Origin of the sequence: Rhodocaloribacter litoris, from assembly GCF_011682235.2 — a bacterium.
Lineage (GTDB): Bacteria > Bacteroidota > Rhodothermia > Rhodothermales > ISCAR-4553 > Rhodocaloribacter > Rhodocaloribacter litoris.
In genome coordinates, this window is the sequence record NZ_CP076718.1 from 4,474,572 (window position 1) to 4,489,450 (window position 14,879).

Below are 14,879 nucleotides of genomic sequence, written 5' to 3' on the forward strand. Positions count from 1 at the left end.
AGCGTACGGAATGAAACGGACGCCCGGCCGCGACGCACGGCCCAACGCGTCCGAAAAAGCCCGGTGCCGGCCCACCGGAACCGGCAGGACATCGAAGCCACGTTACGCCGCCCACCGCGGTCTACCGACCCTTGTGGGCCTGCTCCTCCTCTTCACCGCCGTCCCGGCGCAGGCACAGCAGCACCAGGACGACCCGGCCCTGCCGGACCTCGCCCCGCGCGAGGTAGAGATCCGCGGGCAACTGGAGATCGTCTTTCCCTCGCTCCAGCGCCAGCCGCTGATCGGCTTCAACCCGCCGCCACGCGTGCCCGACCTGCCGGCAGGCCGCCGTCCCTACATCGAACCATACAAACAGGACAGCGCCGACCTGCCCCCCGGCCCGCTGCAACGCCCCGATCCCCCCCGGGCCGACCTGCTGGCCGGAAAGCCCCCCTTGCGCGGCGTCTTCGAGGCCGGTGCCGGCCGCTACCTCAGCCGGTCCTTCCGGGGACGCCTCGGCCTGCCCGTCTCCGAAACCGCCCTGTTCACCGGCCGGCTGGACTACGAGGGCGCCGACGGCTTCGAACCGTTCGACACCCGCCCCGGCCTGAAAACTCCGTTCGACGCCCTCGAAGCCGAACTGGACCTGCACACCGCCTCGGCGGTGCTGGCAACCGGCCTCACCTTCGATGCCTTCTTCGACCGGTACACCCTCTACGGAACGGAACGGCCCGTGCGCTCCGTCTACGCCGAGAATCCCGAGCGCGAAGGCCGGGGCGGCGGGCTCGGCGTCTGGCTCCAGACCCGGGCCGCCGCCGACATCGCCCTCGACGCCCGCCTCCGCTACGGCAGCACCCGCTTCGAAACCAGTGTCCTGACCGACCAGGCTACCGACACCGGCCTCTTCAGCCGGCGCGAGCGGCGGCTCGACCTCGACGCCACCGGAACCGTCCCCTTCCCGACCGGCGACCTCGACCTGACCGCCCGCCTTTCCACCGCCGGGCTCGACACCGACGCCCTCCCCGGAAACACCGTGCAAACCTACGAGGCCGGCGCCGCCTTCCGCTTCCTCTACGGAAACGCCTACCACGTCCGCCTCGGCCTGACCGTCCTCGGCTTCCGGGCCCTGGGCCAGACCCCCGGCGGCGGCAACCGCACGGCCGGCTACCTCTCCCCGGACGTCCGCATCGACCTGTATCCCGGACCGGGCCTCAATGTCTACCTGCAGCACCGGCCCACAATGCAGGTCCACACGCTCGCCGAACTCTACCGCCTCAGCCCCTACCTGGTCGACGAACCCCGCCTGCAACCCACCCTGCGCACCGTCAACGCGGAAGCCGGCGTGCACTACTTCGTCGGCCGGCTCCACCTGACCGGCCGCGCCGGCTACGTCCAGGCTCCCAACTTCCTCTACTTCCGGAACGCAGGCGGCACCGGCACCGCCATCTACGACCGGGGCCTCACCACGGCCGAGTACGGCGACGCCCGCATCCTGCACCTGGGCGGCGAGGCCGCGTTCTCCCTCACGGGAGGACTGCACGCCTCGGCCGGGGTCACCCTGCAAGACGGTCACCTCCCGGACGAAGAGGCCGACATCCCCTACTTTCCCGCCCTCACCGCCCACACCATGCTCTCGCTGGCCTTCGCCAGCGGCAAAGGACTCCTGCAACTGCGCGGCACCCTCGAAAGCCCCCGCTACCGCGACTTCGACCGGACCCCCGAGAACCGGGTCGACACCTTCTTCGACCTCGATGCCGGCGCCAGCTACCGTTTCTCCCCCTGGGTCGGCGCCGGTCTTCAGGTGGACAACCTGCTCGGAGGACGGCGCGAGCGCTGGGACAACTACCCCCAGATGCCCGGTGTCGTGCGCGGCACGCTGTTCATTCTTTTTTGATTTGCAATAACGGAATAAGCGCCCCCGAACCGCCGTTTTCCATCCGCCCCGACTTAACGTATCTTTAAGCAACCCGGCGGCACCCCGCCGCCCCGAAGCCCATCCTCCGCCCGCTATGCCCGAAACACCGATGGAACCCGTCGCCCGGGCTCTGGCCGACATCCTCCGCGAAGCCCTCGTGCGCGGCGAATCCGTGCATGTCCCCGGCCTGGGAACCTTCGAAGTCCGGCACCAGCCCAGCCAGGTGATGGAAGAAGGCGGCCTCTCGGTCGTCCTCCCGCCCCGCGACGTCGTCGTCTTCAAGCCCGAACCCTGAACGCCGCCGCAGCCCTATGCCTGCCCGCTTGATCGAACAGCTCGCCGACCGCCTTTCCCTGACCCCCCCGGAGGCCGAACAGACCCTCCGGGCCTTCGTCGAAAGGCTTCGCGAACGGCTCCACAACGGAGAGACGGTCGTCCTCCCGACGCTCGGCACATTCCGGCTTCAGGACCGGGAGATCACCTTCGAGCCGGCGCCGGCCCTGGACCTGGCCACGAACCACCGGTATGCCGGGCTCGAACCGCTCCCGGCCGCGCCACCCCCGGATGAACCCGCCGAAGCCCCCGTCGCCGGGGACGAACCGGACGTCGCACCGGAAGCCTCCCGGGAGACCGACGATCTCGAAGACGGCACCTGGGCACCCCCACGCCAGGAAACCGATGACCACCCGCTCGGGCCGCCCCCGCCCGAGCCGTTCGAAGAGGCCGACTATGCCGTCGTCGACGAGGAGGGCACGGCCGGGACCCCGGCGCCGGAGACCGAGGATCCGTTCAGCCTGCTCAAGTACGGTGAGCAAGCGCACGAAGAGGAAGAACAAGAGGCCGTAACGGAGCCGGCAGCCGGGGCGGACGAACCCGGCATAGAGGAAGAGGCGGAACAGGAGGAGGAAGAACGGGAAGCGATCGCGCCGGTCCTGACCGGCCCCGAACCGCCCCTGCAACCGGCCGGAGACCGGGACGAGCCGGCAGCCCCCCCTTCGCAGGCGCCCCGGGCGGCCCGCCGCCGGCCTTTCCCGGCGGGACTCCTGGCACTGGCACTGCTGGGGATCGCCGGAGGAGCCGTGGTCGCCTACCTCCTGCTCCGCTCGCCGGCCCCGTCTCCCTCCCCGCCCCCCCTCACCGAAGCACCCGCCCCTGCCGACACCACAACCGCCGCGCAGCCCGAGCGACCCGCGCCGGAGGCCGACACCACCCGCCGCCTCCCCGAAACGCCCCCGCCATCCCCACCGGCGGAACCGGCCCCCGGCCGCGAAGGCCTCGACCTCGACGCCGGCGGCTGGACCGTGGTCGTTGCCTCCCTCACCGCACGCCGCGACGCCGAGGCCATCGCCGAACGCTATCTGGACCTGAATTTGCCTGTAGACATCCTGACGGCAACAACCAACAACGTCACACGTTATCGTGTCGCCGTCGGCCAGTATCCGACACAGGAGGCGGCCCAGGAAGCCATCACCCGGATGGGTGACCGCCTGCCGGAAGGAAGCTGGCCGCTCCGTATCCGCCCCGAAAGGTAACACTCCTTCAACCGCTCGGACGCCGACCGCGTCCCTATCCGTTCCCAACCGATATGATCACACGTATTCAGGAAGCCGGTGCCCTCGCGGCGGACACGGCCCGGGCCGCCGGCCTGCAGGAAACCACCTCCCTTCTCGACACCGTGATGCTGGGTGGATGGATTCTCATCCCCATCTTCCTGCTCTCGATTCTGACGATCTACCTCTTCGTCGAACGCATGCTGACCCTGCGCCGGGCGGCCAGCGATCCCAATGCCATCATGCAGCGGATCCGGGAATACGTGCAGGCCGGCAACATCCACGGAGCCCAGGCCTACTGCGACGCGCAGGACAAGCCCATCACCCGTATCCTCAAACACGGCCTGGAACGCCTCGGGCGCCCGATCTCCGAGATCCAGGATGCCGTGAACGCCGCCGGCAAGCACGAGGCGTTCGAGCTGGAGCGACGCACCGACCTGCTGGCCAGCATCGCCGGCATCGCCCCCATGCTCGGCTTCCTCGGCACCGTCACGGGCATGATCAAGGCCTTCCAGCAGATCCAGAATCTCCAGGGTAACGTCAACCCGAGTGTGCTGGCCGGCGGCATCTGGGAAGCCCTCATCAGCACCGCCGCCGGGCTCATCGTGGGCATCCTCGCCTTCTTCTTCTACAACTTCCTGCTGAACCGCATCAACCGCCTCGTCAACGACCTGGAACGGACGGCGACCGACTTCATCGACCTGTTGCAGGCACCGGCGCCGGTCTCCCGCCAGCCCCGGTACGCCACGCGCGGAGAAGACACCTTCTGACGAACCGCTGCCATGTCCTCGATCAACTTCTCCACCTCCAAGAAGCCGCTGACGGCCTACAGCCTGGCCGGCCTGGCCGACATCGTGCTGCTGCTGCTGATCTTCTTCCTGCTCACCTCCAGCTTCATCCCGCAGTTCGGCATCCAGGTGAACCTGCCGCAGGCCAGCGCCTCGGCGCCGATGGAGGAGCAGTACGTCACCGTGAGCATCACGGACGACGGGCGCTTCTACGTGGACCAGCGCCAGGTGCCCCGTGAAGGACTCCTGGACGCCATCCGGGAGGCCCGGGGCACCCGCGCCGCCCTGGTCCTCCGTGCCGACCGGGAAGCCACCGTGGGCGACTTTGCCCGGGTTGCCGCCATCGCCAAGGCCCTCAACCTCCGCGTCCTCATGGCGACCGAGCGGGGGCTGGAGCTGCCATGAAAGCGCCGGTCCGCACAGCCTGCCTCGGGCTGCTGCTCGCCTTCGGGCTTTGCGGGCCCGTCGCGATGGCCCAGCCTGCGGCGCCGCTCCGCACCGAGAGCGGGCTGGTGACGGGTACCCCCGGCGCCGACCCGGCCGTCCACGTCTACAGGGGCATCCCGTACGCCGCGCCGCCCGTGGGTCCCCTGCGCTGGCAGCCGCCCGAACCCCCGGTCGCCTGGACGGGCGTGCGGGCGGCCGACCGGTTCGCTCCCGGCTGTCCCCAGCCGCTGCCCCGCTCCCGGCTGCCGTGGACGGAACCCTTCATGCACCAGGGCCCCGTGGACGAGGACTGCCTCTACCTCAACGTCTGGACCGCCGCCGCGGACAGCAGCGAGCGCCGGCCGGTCCTCGTCTACATCCACGGGGGCGGCTTCACCGAAGGTTCCGGCTCGGTCCCCCTCTACGACGGCGAGGCCCTGGCCCGCAAGGGGCTGGTGGTCGTCACGTTCAACTATCGCCTGGGGGTGCTCGGCTTCCTGGCCCACCCGGCGCTCACGGCCGCCTCCAAGCACCGGGCCTCGGGCAACTACGGGCTGCTCGACCAGGTCGCCGCCCTGCGCTGGGTGCAGCGAAACATCGCCGCCTTCGGTGGTGATCCCGGAAACGTCACCATTGCCGGGCAGTCGGCCGGGGCGATGTCCGTCTACCTCCTGACGGCCTCGCCGCTGGCCGGGGGGCTGTTTCACCGGGCGATCGTACAGAGCGGCCCGGGGGCGCTTGCCGCCTTCGGTATTGCCACCACGCGGGAGCTGGCCCGCCCGCTGGCCGAGGCGGAGCGGCAGGGCGAGCTGTTCGCCGGCGCACGCGGCGCCGAAACCCTTCAGGCGCTCCGGGAAATGCCCGTCGAAACCCTGCTGGCCCCGACCGAGGGAGACCCGCCGGGCCGCTTCGGCCCCGTCGTCGACGGGTGGTTCCTGCCCGAGAACCCCGCCGACCTCTACGCGCGCGGGCAGCAGCACGACGTGCCACTCCTCATGGGCATGAACGCCGATGAGCCGAGCGCCTTCCCCGGCTACGGCCGGATGACCGCCGGGGCCTTTCGGGAGCAGGCCCGCACACGCTACGGCGACCGGGCCGAAGACTTCCTGGCGCTCTACCCGGCTGCCACGGACGAAGAAGCCGGGCTGGCACAGAAACACAGCACGCGGGACATGGCCCTGGCGGCCATGCGTCGGGTGGCCGACGAGCGGGCTGCCACGAGCCGGACCCCTGCCTATCTCTACCTCTTCGAGCGGGCGATCCCGTGGCCAGAGCACCCGGAATACGGGGCATTCCACAGCGCCGAACTGCCCTACGTGTTCGACAACCTCCGGCTGCTCGGTCGTCCCTGGGAGCCGCTGGACCGGCACCTGGCCGGGTTGATGTCGTCCTACTGGGCCCGTTTCGCCGCCACCGGCGACCCCGCCGCCCCGGTGCGCGGCGCCGAGGATCTGCCGGCCTGGCCGGCTTACGACCCGTCCGCGGGGGTCCTCATGGTGTTTGGCGAGGCCACCGGCCCCCGTGTGCTGCCCGGGGAGGCCGCCCGGCGGTTTTTTGGGTTGCAATAACGGAAACGGACCCCGCCTCACCCGTGCCACCAGCCCCGGTCGAGTGAGCGGTACTGGATGGCTTCCGAGAGGTGTTCCGGGCCGATGTCCTCGGCCCCGGCCAGGTCGGCGATCGTACGGGCCACCTTCAGGATGCGGTCGTAGGCCCGGGCGCTGAGTCCCAGCCGCTCGATGGCCAGCCGGAGGAGTTGCTGCCCTTCTTTTTTTGTTTTGCAATAACGGCGCACCAGCCGTGAACCCATCTGCGCGTTACAGTACACCCCCGGCTCCCCGGCAAAACGCGCCGCCTGCCGCTCCCGCGCCGCCACCACACGCGCCCGCACCGCCGCCGACGGCTCCCCCTCCCCCCGCCGGCTCAGCTCCTCGAACGGCACCGGCGTCACTTCGATGTGCAGGTCGATCCGGTCCATCAGCGGCCCCGAAATCTTCGCCAGGTAGCGCTGTACCTGCGGTGGCGCGCACACGCAGGCCCGGTGCGGGTCGTTCAGATGCCCGCACGGGCAGGGGTTCATGCTCGCCACCAGCATGAACCGCGCCGGGTACTCGACCGAAAGCTGCGCCCGGCTGATGGTGATACACCCATCTTCCAGCGGCTGCCTCAACACCTCCAGCACCTGCCGCTTGAACTCCGGCAACTCGTCCAGGAAAAGCACGCCGTTGTGTGCCAGCGAGATCTCGCCGGGACGCGGATGCGCCCCGCCTCCACAGAGTCCCGCGTCCGAGATCGTGTGGTGCGGCGCCCGGAACGGCCGCGTGGCGATCAACCCGTGTCCGCCCCGCAGCTTTCCCCCGACCGAGTGGATCTTCGTCGTCTCCAGGGCCTCGTCCGGCGAGAGCGGCGGCAGGATCGTCGGCAGGCGGCGGGCCAGCATCGTCTTACCGGCCCCCGGCGGGCCGATCATGATGACGTTGTGCCCGCCGGCGGCCGCCACCTCCAGCGCCCGCTTGACGTTCTCCTGCCCCCGCACGTCGGCAAAGTCCACCGTCTCGCGCCGCGCCTCCTCGAAGAGCCGCCGGAGATCGCGCCGGAAGGGTTTCGGCGCCGTGTCGTACCCGGCCAGCAGCCGGAACGCCTCGACGATGTTCGCGATGGGATAGACCTCCATCCCCTCGACGACGGCGGCCTCCGGCGCGTTCTCGGCCGGCACGAGCACCCCCCGCTTCCCCTCCTGACGCGCCCGCAGGGTCATCGGCAGCACCCCGCTGACCGGCCGCACCGTGCCGTCGAGCGCCAGCTCGCCCGTGATGAAGTAGCGGTCCAGCCGCGCGGGGTCGAAATGGTCGCCGCCGGCCGCCAGAAGCCCCAGGGCGATCGGCAGGTCGAGCGAGGCCCCCTCCTTGCGCACGTCGGCCGGCGCCAGGTTGATCGTGATGGCCCCGCGCGGCACCGGCAGCGCGGTGTTCTTCAGCGCCGCCCAGATCCGGTCGCGGCACTCCCGCACCGCTCCGGCCGGCAACCCTACCACCGTGTAGGACGGCAACCCCTGATCAATGTGCGTCTCGATCTCGATGGGCAACGCATCCACCCCGAGGGTGGTGCTGCTCCAGACGTGCGACAACATAGCCCATGCGTCCGATGTCTCAGGCTCCACCTTTAAGACACCGAACGGCCCGGAATCTAACCCCCGCCCGAAATTTTTTCGGGAACCCACCGCCCGGCCTCCTCTCACCCTACCCGGCGACGTCCTCCTCGGAGAGCAGTGTCAGGGCGTCGCGCTCGACGAGCACCGGCCCGTTGTAGCGCCCCCGGCGCGGGCCGTTTTCGAGGTTCAGCACGCCGCGCGGACAGACCGCCGAACAGATGCCGCACCCGACGCATGAAGCCCGGATGACGTTCTGCCCGCGCTGGGCGTACCATCGCACGTCGATCCCCATCTCGCAGTACGCCGAGCAGTTGCCGCACGAGATGCACTGCCCGCCGTTGGTGGTGATCCGGAAGCGGGAAAAGTATTTCTGAAAGAGCCCCAGGATCGCGGCCATCGGGCAGCCGAAGCGGCACCAGACGCGCGAGCCCATGACCGGGTAAAAGCCCACCCCGATGACCCCGGCAAAAACGGCACCGATCAGGAAACCATAGGCCCGCGCGTAGGCCTGCGACAGCCCCCCGAAGATCGCCCCTTCCGTGGCCGAGTTGATCCACAGCAGCGCCGTCGTCACCACCACGAAGACCAGGACGCCATGGACCATCCACCGCTCGATCTGCCAGGCCTTGAGCGATTTGTCCGAGAGGTGCCGCCAGGGATCGCCGAACGTCTCGGCCAGCCCGCCGCAACCGCACACCCACGAGCAGTACCACCGTTTCCCGAAGAAATACGTCAGGATCGGGGTGGCAACGAACGAGAGCACTACCCCCCAGAACACCATAAAGACCCCCAGACCACCCGGGTGTGCCATCAACCACCCCACATCCGAGGGCCAGAGGTACGAGTACTTGAGCGGCCAGAAATAGCTGAAATAGAACTCGGGCTGGTTGAGCACGACCAGGATCGCCGGGATCAGGTAGGCAAAGACGAGCTGGAAGAACATCACCGAGAGGGTGCGCAGGACCTGATACCGGCTGTGACGGTACCGGTAGAGAGCCCGCACGCCCATGACGAGCACGGCCAGCGTGTAGAAAGTGCCGTAGAGGAACCACTGGTCCGCCGGACCGCCGCGCAGCAGGTGGCTCAGCGGATCCACGGTGCGGATGAGTCCTTCGAGGGCGCCGGGAAACCAGTAGAGCAGCACGTAGAAACCGGTAAAGACGATCCCCAGCAGCCACCCGACGGCGCCGCGGGCCGTCGTCGCCGAGTGCATCAGCCCGTCGTTGCGGATGCCGGCCGGGTGCCCCGCGTACCGTGCCCGGAAGTAGAGCAACCCGCCCAGGCAGGTAAGCCCGATGCCCCAGGCAAAGAAGAAAACCGGCGCCAGACTGCCCGCCCCCGTTGCCGCCGCGAGCAACCCCAGCAACCCCGCACCGAAGAGCACCAGCCCGGTGCGCGCGCCCTTCGAGAGACGGGTCGTCGGGGCGGCCAGGCTCCGGGTATAGTACAACACCAGCCCGAAGACCAGCACCAGCAGCCCGGCGACGAACGCCTTCACGGGCGAGATGGGACCGGCTCCGAACGCCGCCACGACGAAAAGCAGCAGCCCGAAACCGGCCAGCGCCATGCCCACCTTCTGCCCGCTGGTGAGCAACGCGCCCCCCTCGCCCAGCGCAAGGCTGCGGTCATACCGGTCCGAATAGACCGGCACCTCCGGTTCTACGTGGTTAACGAGGCCCATAGCCCTTTCTTTTTCTTCAACCTGACGGCCCGGTCCGGATACCGGGCATTGTATTGCGCGACGAGTTCCCGCTCGTACCGTGCGAAGAATTCGGGGTCGAAGTTGGCCGCCCCGAGGTGCGCGAGCACGTACGGCATCGGGCGCCGCTGCCGGATCCACCCGGCACAGACCTCGTGCCGGTAGCGCACGCCCATCAGGTTGAACCCGAGGACCCGGTGGTCGTCACGCCGGAAGTTGATCCGGATGCTTTTGTCTCCCGAAGGATGCTGCCAGAAGAGCGTCTCCTCGCCCTCGCGGGGTACCGGTGCCACGTCGCCGTAGGTCTGGTATTCGATGTCGAAGAACTTGGCACTGTTGAAGAAGACGCCGGGACGGTACGGGGTGCGCTCGCCGCAGAGCGTCCGGGCCAGCGTGTAGCCGTGCATCCGGCCCGTGTACCAGAGCTGTTCGATCCGCTTGCGTCCCGGCGGTGGCTCCCGAAACTCGGCGCAATCGCCGGCCGCGTAGACGCCGGGGACATTCGTCTCGAAGTACGTGTTGACCAGGATGCCCCGGTTCGTCTCGATGCCGGAACCCTCGGTCACATCCACGTTCGGGTGAACACCGACGGCGAGCCCGACGAAGCGACAGGGGATCTCCTCACCGCCCGTGGTGACGACGGCCCGTACGCGTCCCGCCTCGTCCGGAAGGATCTCCCGGAGTTCGGTCGAGAGCCGCAGGTCGATCCCGTGCCGGCACAGGTGCCGGTTCACCATCTCGGACTCCTCGGGCGGCAGGAGGTAATCCATATAACTGCGCTCCCGTACCAGGAACGTTACCTGGATGCCCCGGCTGTGGAGCATCTCCGCCATTTCGACCCCGATCAGCCCGCCGCCCACGACCACGGCCCGCTCGATCCCGCGGGTGTTCCGCTCCATCCGCTCCAGGTCCTGCAGGCCGTAGAGCCCCTGTACCCCGTCGAGGTCCTCCCCCGGCCATCCGAACCGGTTCGACTTCGAGCCGGTGGCCAGCACCAGCCTGTCGTAGTGCAGGGTGTTGCCCGAACTCAGGTGAAGCCGCCGGGCCTCCGTGTCGATCGACCGGACGTAATCCCGCAGCAGCTCGATGTCGTTCCGCTCCCAGAATCCGTCATCATACGGCTTCGTCTGGGCGTACGTCAGATGGCCCATGTAGAGGTACATGAGCGCCGGGCGGGAGTAGAAATGGTCGGATTCGGCCGAGATCACCGTGATGCGGTGGTTGCTCCATTTTCGCACGAAGCGCGCCGTGGTAATACCGGTGATGCCGTTGCCGACGATGACGATGTGGGTTCGCTGCATGGCACGTTGTGCGCGGGTTCAAGCGTCCGTCTCCAAAGCCTGCAAGACGTTACAGCGGGACAGGGCGGGGACGGCTTGCTTTTCGCATGGTCCCCCGGTAGTTTCGGCTGGATCTTCGTTTTCCTCCTTCACCTGGCGTGCAGGCGCTTCCCGGCCATGATTTTCGGTATCACCGGCAATACCCGCAAGGAGCAGCTGTGGCGTCCCGTTGCCGGGCTGCTTGCGTGGATGCAGGCCCGGCAGCTCCGCTTTTGCCTGCACCCGGCCGTGGCCGAAGGGTTGCAGGCACGGGGACTGCTGGAGGCCGGCGTGTGCAAGGCCCACACCTCCGCCGACCTGGCCGGTGATGCCGACGTGGTGCTGTCCTTCGGTGGAGACGGCACGCTGCTCAATACGGCGCACGAGGTGGGGCGCCACGGCACCCCGATCCTGGGCGTCAACATCGGGCGGCTGGGTTTTCTGGCGGACGTCGAGGTAGGGCACGTCCGGGAAACCGTCGAACGCCTGCTCCGGGGAGAATACCGCCTCGAAGCGAGAATGGTCCTCGAAGCCGAGGCGGACAACGGGACGGCACTCGAAGGCCGGTGGGCACTCAACGAGTTCGTGCTCCTGCGCCGGGGCGAGACCGGCATGGTCTCCATCGAGGTGAAGGTGGACGGCGTGCCGCTCAACACGTACTGGGCCGACGGCCTCATCATCGCCACCCCCACCGGCTCGACGGCCTATTCACTCTCGGTGGGTGGGCCGATCCTGGTGCCCGGATGCGGGTCGGTGGTCCTCACGCCCATTGCCCCGCACGCGCTCACGGCCCGCCCCATCGTCCTGCCGGACACGGTGCGCATCGAGGCCCGCGTCCTGAACGAGGACCAGCCCTACGTTTTCACGGCCGACGGCACGAGCACCGTCCTGTCCGGCCCCTCGATCCGGCTCACCATCCGCCGGGCCGCCCACACGGTCAACCTGATCAAACTCCCCGAACAGCATTTCTTCCAGAACCTGCGGAGCAAGCTCATGTGGGGCGCCCGGAAAGAGTAGGCGGGTTCGGCCCGCCCGCACCTGAACGGGAAGGGCTTTGCGGCGCTCGCCCGCCCTTTCATAAACTCGTCGTGAAACCGGCGAAGCCATAGAACGTTTGTTGACAGAGCAACAGGTCCCACAGTATATTGGCCGCCCTTCCGGGTCAGGTAGCTCAGTTGGTAGAGCACAGGACTGAAAATCCTGGTGTCGGGGGTTCGATTCCCTCCCTGACCACACCAAAATCTCAAAATTCGTTCATTGCATCCGCTTCAGGGCCTGCGTATCTTGCGGGCCTGTTCAAAAGCACGGTCCGGTAGTTCAGTTTGGTTAGAACGCCGGCCTGTCACGCCGGAGGTCGCGGGTTCGAGTCCCGTCCGGACCGCTCCGTGCTCCTCGTAAGCGCTGCAAAACGCGTACGTTACGAGAACGACAAAGACGCCGGTCGTGCACGTTGTGTGCACCGACCCGCACTTTTCAAGGCCGTCCCGGCAAAAGCCAGGGCGGCCTTTTTTGCGCGGGTCGGGCGGCCTCCCCCCTGGATGTGCATGCGCGCGCATAAGTGCCGCGGTTGTGCAGCCGCACGCCACAGCGCCGGCGGTGCGGGTGCGGAGGTGAGCCCGGTCATTCAGGCAAAGACCGGCGCCTCCCATTAACGAGGCCCCCCCCCATCAGCCTGATCACAAGCCGCCTCCCGCTGAGCTATCCGCTCACCCGGGCTGCGGGCGAGGCGTTGCCGCCGGTTCAAGGCGACCACGGACTCGAAGCAACAGCAGCCAGCACGCCCCGGGATCGGCCGCGGCAGGCCGGATGCACGTGCACGACGAACCGTCGGGGCGACTTAACCTCTAGCGGGTGCAACCACATTCTTCCTGGCAATGGACGAACCCCGGCACCCGATCGACCCGGCGGGGAGCACCTGAGCGTGCCGGAAAACAGGCTTGGAGAACAGCGGACGAAAAGCTATCATGAGAGCAGTAAATTCGGGAGGTTTGACCGGCACCCCATCATCACTCTGGCGAGCGAGGATCAGCCGACCACGACTTTCCGGTTTGCGTTCAAATGGACAAAGTCGAGAGGCTATTGGCCATGCCCGTTACGATTCGCGACGTGGCACGTGCCGCCGGAGTCTCACCGAGCACGGTGTCACGCGCCTTCAATAACAGTCCCCTCGTCAAACCCGAGACGCGGGAGCACGTCCTCCGCATCGCCGCCAAGATGCGGTACGTCCCGAACGCCACCGCCCGGAACCTGACACTCCAGAAAACGGAGGTGCTGGGTCTCATCCTGCCCAAGCCGCGCGAGGAATTCTATCTGGAACTCATCCGCGGCACCGACGAGGCCGCCTCGCAGGCCGGGTACAAGCTGCTCATCTCAAGCACGAACAACCGGCTCGAGGACGTCGTGGGCGCGCTCCAGACCATGCACGGCATGGTCGACGGGCTGTTGATCAACTCCCCGCATCACGACGTGGCGACGCTGTCGCACCTGCTGCCGGAAGATCTTCCGGTGGTGTTCCTGCAGTCCGCCATAGACGACGAACCGTTCGATTGCTTCCGGATCGCCAACCGCCGGGGCGCCTACCTTGCTGTCAAACACCTGATCGACCTGGGTCACCGGCAGATCGCTCTGATCAAGAGTGAAGAACAGAACTTCGAGACCCGTGAACGCCTGCAGGGATGCTACGACGCGTTTCGCGAAGCCGGCATCACACCCGAGCCCACGTTCGAATTCACCGGCACCTTTACCCAGGAGAGCGGCTACAGGGCCGGCGTGGAATTCCTGAAGCTCGACCGTCGCCCCACCGCCATCTTTGCGTTCGACGACCACATGGCCATCGGCGCCCTCCGGGCGATACGGGAGGCGGGCCTCTCGGTGCCGGACGACGTGGCAATCATCGGGTTCGACGACGTGATGAGCGCCCGCCTGGCCATCCCCCCCCTTTCTTCCGTCCGCGTGCCCGTACGCGACATGGGAGCGCAGGCAGTCTATCGCCTGATCGAACTCCTCGACACCTGGGACCACCGGACGCCCGAGACGATCGAGCTACCGGCCGAACTGGTGATCCGAGCCAGCACCGCAGGAAACTGACCCGAACCCTCCACGCGCCCAAAGCACGCACTCCCCCGGCACGTGACACCCCCGGACACAACTATCGCCACGTCTCGACATGGGAAGCTCGCTCCGCGTCGAGTCCCAGCGCGGCGGCGCCGAGAATGGCGATGTGATCATTGGCCGAAACCTCGATCCTGATCTGCTGCAGCGAGCTCTGGTAGGCGAACGACGCCAGCGCGGAGCGCATGTCTGCTTCGAAAAACGAGAAGGCTTTCCGGATGGAACCGCCCAAGACGATCACCTCCGGACTATAGGCGAAGAGGACCGTCTTGATGGCCTGCCCCAGGTGGTTGCCGAACTCCGAGAAGGCTGCAAGCGCCTGCCGGTCGCCCGCCAGGGCGTCTTCGTACATCTGTGCACCACTTCGCCCGTAGCGCTTCAGAAAGAACTGCCCGCTGCAGTAATCCTCGTAAATGCCGTCGAGGTACGGAATCATCCCGAATTCCCCGGCCCCACAGTTCACGCCTTCGTAGAGTTTTCCATCGATTACGATGCCGCCGGCGAAGCCCGTGCCCAGGATGAGCCCGATCACACTGCTACAACCACGTCCCTTTCCGAAACGCTGCTCGCCGAGTGCGAAGCAGTTTGCGTCGTTGTTGACGAACACCGGGAGATCGTAACGCGCCTCCATGATGGCCTTGAGCGGGACCTCTTTCCATGAGGGGATGTTCTGCACCTCATAGACGATGCCCTTCTTCGTGTCTACAACGCTCGGCACGCCGATGCCGAAGCTCGTCACGTCCGTCAGATCGAGCCGGTCGACGATGCCGAAGATCTGATCCAATACCTGCGAAACGGACCCGCCGGCGACGATCGTCGTCGCGGCATGCTCGACGACGCGCCCATCCGCTACCAGACCGGCGCGTACGTTCGTCGCCCCCAGGTCGATGCCGACGAGCCGGGGGGGCGTATTGCGACTACTATTTCTAGCTCCCATGTAC

12 protein-coding genes and 2 tRNA genes are annotated in these 14,879 nt (G+C 67.6%); 10 read left to right on the forward strand and 4 right to left on the reverse strand.

The genetic code is table 11. The features are described from left to right. Nucleotides 1-133: 133 nt before the first annotated feature. The 6 genes from GQ464_RS18565 (at nt 134) to GQ464_RS18590 (ending at nt 6,226) form a co-directional block, all read left to right on the forward strand. Nucleotides 134-1,873, forward strand: coding sequence for a TonB-dependent receptor (locus GQ464_RS18565; RefSeq protein ID WP_166977671.1), 1,740 nt, complete (start codon nt 134-136; stop codon nt 1,871-1,873). 115 nt (nt 1,874-1,988) lie between these two features. After that, entirely contained in the window at nt 1,989-2,189 is a 201-nt protein-coding gene (locus GQ464_RS18570) for an HU family DNA-binding protein (RefSeq protein ID WP_166977675.1), read from the forward strand. Nucleotides 2,190-2,205: 16 nt separating this feature from the next. After that, nucleotides 2,206-3,426 carry an SPOR domain-containing protein gene (locus GQ464_RS18575; RefSeq protein WP_166977678.1) on the forward strand — a complete coding sequence of 407 codons (1,221 nt, stop codon included), beginning with the start codon at nt 2,206-2,208 and terminating at the stop codon, nt 3,424-3,426. Nucleotides 3,427-3,479: 53 nt separating this feature from the next. Continuing rightward, nucleotides 3,480-4,214 (forward strand): MotA/TolQ/ExbB proton channel family protein, encoded by a 735-nt coding sequence (locus GQ464_RS18580; RefSeq protein WP_166977681.1) that lies wholly within the window; start codon nt 3,480-3,482, stop codon nt 4,212-4,214. Between the two features lie 12 nt (nt 4,215-4,226). After that, nucleotides 4,227-4,637 (forward strand): ExbD/TolR family protein, encoded by a 411-nt coding sequence (locus GQ464_RS18585; RefSeq protein WP_166977684.1) that lies wholly within the window; start codon nt 4,227-4,229, stop codon nt 4,635-4,637. Next, on the forward strand, nt 4,634-6,226 hold the full coding sequence (locus tag GQ464_RS18590) for a carboxylesterase/lipase family protein (protein ID WP_166977688.1): 1,593 nt from the start codon (nt 4,634-4,636) through the stop codon (nt 6,224-6,226). The genes GQ464_RS18585 and GQ464_RS18590 overlap by 4 nt, the downstream gene beginning before the upstream one ends. Before the next feature lie 17 nt (nt 6,227-6,243). Here GQ464_RS18590 and GQ464_RS18595 read toward each other — a convergent pair whose 3' ends face one another. The 3 genes from GQ464_RS18595 to GQ464_RS18605 form a co-directional block, all read right to left on the reverse strand. After that, nucleotides 6,244-7,788, reverse strand: coding sequence for a YifB family Mg chelatase-like AAA ATPase (locus GQ464_RS18595; protein WP_166977691.1), 1,545 nt, complete (start codon nt 7,786-7,788; stop codon nt 6,244-6,246). 109 nt (nt 7,789-7,897) lie between these two features. Next, nucleotides 7,898-9,490 (reverse strand): 4Fe-4S binding protein, encoded by a 1,593-nt coding sequence (locus GQ464_RS18600; RefSeq protein WP_228350449.1) that lies wholly within the window; start codon nt 9,488-9,490, stop codon nt 7,898-7,900. Beyond that, nucleotides 9,469-10,809 (reverse strand): NAD(P)/FAD-dependent oxidoreductase, encoded by a 1,341-nt coding sequence (locus GQ464_RS18605; protein WP_166977695.1) that lies wholly within the window; start codon nt 10,807-10,809, stop codon nt 9,469-9,471. The genes GQ464_RS18600 and GQ464_RS18605 overlap by 22 nt, the downstream gene beginning before the upstream one ends. Nucleotides 10,810-10,965: 156 nt before the next feature. Between GQ464_RS18605 and GQ464_RS18610 the strand changes: the two genes are divergently transcribed. The 4 genes from GQ464_RS18610 (at nt 10,966) to GQ464_RS18625 (ending at nt 13,914) form a co-directional block, all read left to right on the forward strand. Next, nucleotides 10,966-11,844, forward strand: coding sequence for an NAD(+)/NADH kinase (locus tag GQ464_RS18610; protein WP_166977698.1), 879 nt, complete (start codon nt 10,966-10,968; stop codon nt 11,842-11,844). Between the two features lie 143 nt (nt 11,845-11,987). Beyond that, a tRNA-Phe gene (locus GQ464_RS18615) sits at nt 11,988-12,060 on the forward strand. 73 nt (nt 12,061-12,133) lie between these two features. Next, nucleotides 12,134-12,208, forward strand: a tRNA-Asp gene (locus GQ464_RS18620). Between the two features lie 704 nt (nt 12,209-12,912). Beyond that, the gene (locus tag GQ464_RS18625) at nt 12,913-13,914 is read left to right on the forward strand and encodes a LacI family DNA-binding transcriptional regulator (protein WP_166977701.1); all 1,002 of its coding nucleotides are present in this window, start codon (nt 12,913-12,915) and stop codon (nt 13,912-13,914) included. A gap of 61 nt (nt 13,915-13,975) precedes the next feature. Here the strand turns inward: GQ464_RS18625 and GQ464_RS18630 are convergent, their stop codons facing one another. Further along, on the reverse strand, nt 13,976-14,875 hold the full coding sequence (locus GQ464_RS18630; protein ID WP_166977704.1) for an ROK family protein: 900 nt from the start codon (nt 14,873-14,875) through the stop codon (nt 13,976-13,978). Between the last annotated feature and the right edge of the window lie 4 nt (nt 14,876-14,879).